Annotated in this window: 2 protein-coding genes; both read left to right on the forward strand. The window is 51.9% G+C overall.

Going from position 1 to position 2,836, the window contains the following annotated elements:
* Nucleotides 1-1,176 (forward strand): alkaline phosphatase (locus ACRCZA_RS15035; protein WP_438675202.1); only part of this gene is annotated, 1,176 nt, incomplete at its 5' end.
* Between the two features lie 301 nt (nucleotides 1,177-1,477).
* A complete protein-coding gene (locus tag ACRCZA_RS15040; protein ID WP_438675203.1) occupies nucleotides 1,478-2,521 on the forward strand; it encodes a methyltransferase in 1,044 nt (347 codons plus the stop codon).
* Nucleotides 2,522-2,836: the final 315 nt, after the last annotated feature.

The following is a 2,836-nucleotide window of genomic DNA, read 5'->3' on the forward strand; positions in this document are numbered from 1 at the left end:
GCTTACACCAGCGCTTATCGCTACTATAAAGATAATCCTGACACTGAAGAGGTGGAGCAAACGGTGTTTGACCGCTTATTGGTGGGCATGGCCAGCACCTATCCCGCCAGCGTCAGCGGCTATGTGACCGACTCTGCCGCCGCCGCGACGGCATTGGCCACTGGGGTAAAAACCTATAATGGCGCGGTTTCGGTCGATACCCAAAAACAACCGCTGCCCACCGTGCTTGAAAAAGCCAAAGCCCTTGGCCTCAGTACCGGCATTGCCGTGAGTTCGCAGATCAACCATGCCACGCCGGCCGCCTTTTTAGCCCACAATGACAGCCGTAAAAACTATGATGCGATTGCATTAAGTTATCTACAAACCAACGCGGATGTGTTTTTAGGCGGCGGACAAAAATACTTCCCCCCCGAATTGCTGGCACAGTTTACCGCTAAGGGTTACCAGCACATCACCCGTATTGAGGAGCTGGCTAGCATCCAGCAACCCAAGGTGTTGGGCTTATTTGCCGAGGTGCAATTACCTTGGGCGATTGATGAGCAAAACGATAAAAAACTCAGCACCTTAACCCAAAAGGCCCTGAGCTTACTGTCGCAAAATGAACAAGGATTTGTCCTATTAGTGGAGGGCAGCCTCATTGACTGGGCAGGACATAATAACGATGTCGCCACCGCGATGGCTGAAATCAATGAATTTTCTAATGCCATTGAAGTGGTTGAACAATTTGTCCGTCAGCATCCAGATACCCTGATGGTGATCACCGCCGATCACAGCACCGGTGGCCTATCGATTGGCGCCGATAGCAACTACAATTGGGAGCCGAAAATTTTACGCAATATCTTGGCAAGCCCAGACACCTTAGCCTTAGCCGCTATCAGTGGTGAGGCATGGCAGGCCGATCTCGCCCGCGGTTTAGGCTTTGAGTTAAGCGCACAAGAGCTTAACCAATTAACCCCCGCCCGCAGCGAAGGCGCCGAAGCGATGGCGAGCGCCATTCGCCAAATTATCGATAAACGCAGCAACACTGGCTGGACAACCTCTGGCCATACCGGTACTGATGTGCAGGTTTTTGCCACAGGGCCTGCCGCCGAGCTCTTTATCGGCCACCAAGACAATACCGATATCGCCAATAAAATCTTTAGCTTATTACCTAAATCTAAAAAGCCCAAAAGCTAACCGCTAACCTTGGCTCCTGATAAAGCCAGCACTTTGATAAAGGCAGCACCATAACGTGGCTGCCTTTTTTATTGGACGCATCAACTCAAGGATAACCGCCCTCGCACCGTTAGCCTTTTGGCCGGCGAGTCCCGTTAACCGCTAACGCTTTGCTAGGGCTCAAAGCGTTAGCAAGGCTCGCCAAGCGCCGCGACCCCGCTCGCAGACAGCGCACTGAACTCCCAGAGAATCAGGTAACAAACTGGCCGAGGGGCAAATAACAGGTATAATGCCCCCATTTAGCCTATCGGGGCCTGTCATGGTGTTAACCAATCCTTCGCAAGTTATCCTTCGCAATCAAGACTGCCTAAACCAACACAAGGTGTTAGTGCTCAACCACGAAGCCGATCTGCTGCCCAAAGCCTTGCTCGATGTGGCAACCTCGGTTGATGCGCTTGCCTTAGATTATCACCACCACCTGCAGCTCGCGCCGCAAGCGGGCCCGCGGCTTCATTGTTATTTTGGGCATACGCTGCCCCAACAAGACCCGCAGCCCGAGGCGCAATACGACTCGGTAATTATCTATTTCCCCAAGGCCAAAAACCTTGCGCCCTATCTGTTTAACCTCGCGGCAAACTACCTTAAGCCAACGGGCCAATTGTTAGTGGTGGGCGAAAACAAAGGCGGGATTAAATCCTTAGTTAAGCTGCTGCCAGACTATTTTTCGACCGGAATCAAACTCGATAACGCTCGCCACTGCTTACTGTTTGCCAGCCAGCTTGTCGGCGTTGCCCCACCGCTCAAGCTCAGCGATTGGCTGAGCCAATATCAACTGGCCACCCCTCAAGGGGAAATCACCATCTGTAATTTGGTCGGGGTATTTAGTGAAAAACGCTTAGATCTTGGCACCGAATTATTGCTCTCACACTTACCGACCTTCAGTGGCAGAGTGCTCGATTTTGGCTGCGGCGCGGGAGTGATTGCCGCCGCACTGCTCAAGGCTCAGCCGAGTTTAGCCCTTGAATGCGTGGATATTAATGCCATGGCGCTGGCCTCATGCGAGCTTACCCTCGCGGCCAACGGCATGACCGCCAAGGTTTACCCGTCCGATGGCCTGGCGCAAACGACCGGGCAATTTAACGGCATTATCTCTAATCCGCCGTTTCACGATGGTCTTGCCAGCACCACCAGCATTGCCCAGCGTTTTGTCATCGATAGCGCTAAGCAATTAAAACATAATGGCATTTGGCAAATCGTCGCCAATCGTCATCTCCCCTATTCCGATATCATCGCCGCACAATTTGGGCAATTACAGGTACCGGCGGATAACAACAAATACAAGCTGTACTATTTTCAGCAAGCATAAGCCTTTTACTGCCATTCAAGCACGCCTTTGTCTTGCCCCGCGAGTGAGCAGTACTCCAGCATAACCGTATTTGCGGCGCCCGCTTAACCGTTCCAGCACCTTGCTGGGACGGGCTAAACGATTGTGTTTGCGGTAGCGGTAACTGTAGCTTAGCCGCGCTGAAGCACAGGCTCACCACTCATCATCTAACTCAGAATCTGACACCAACATAAACACTTATCGCTTATCGGCGAGCCACTCATACAACGAACTTAGGCTTAACACTTAGGCTCAAAAGGTTAAGCGCTGAAAGCCACATCACTAAAATAACATCGC

This window comes from Shewanella sp. (genome assembly GCF_051658185.1).
Taxonomy (GTDB): domain Bacteria; phylum Pseudomonadota; class Gammaproteobacteria; order Enterobacterales; family Shewanellaceae; genus Shewanella.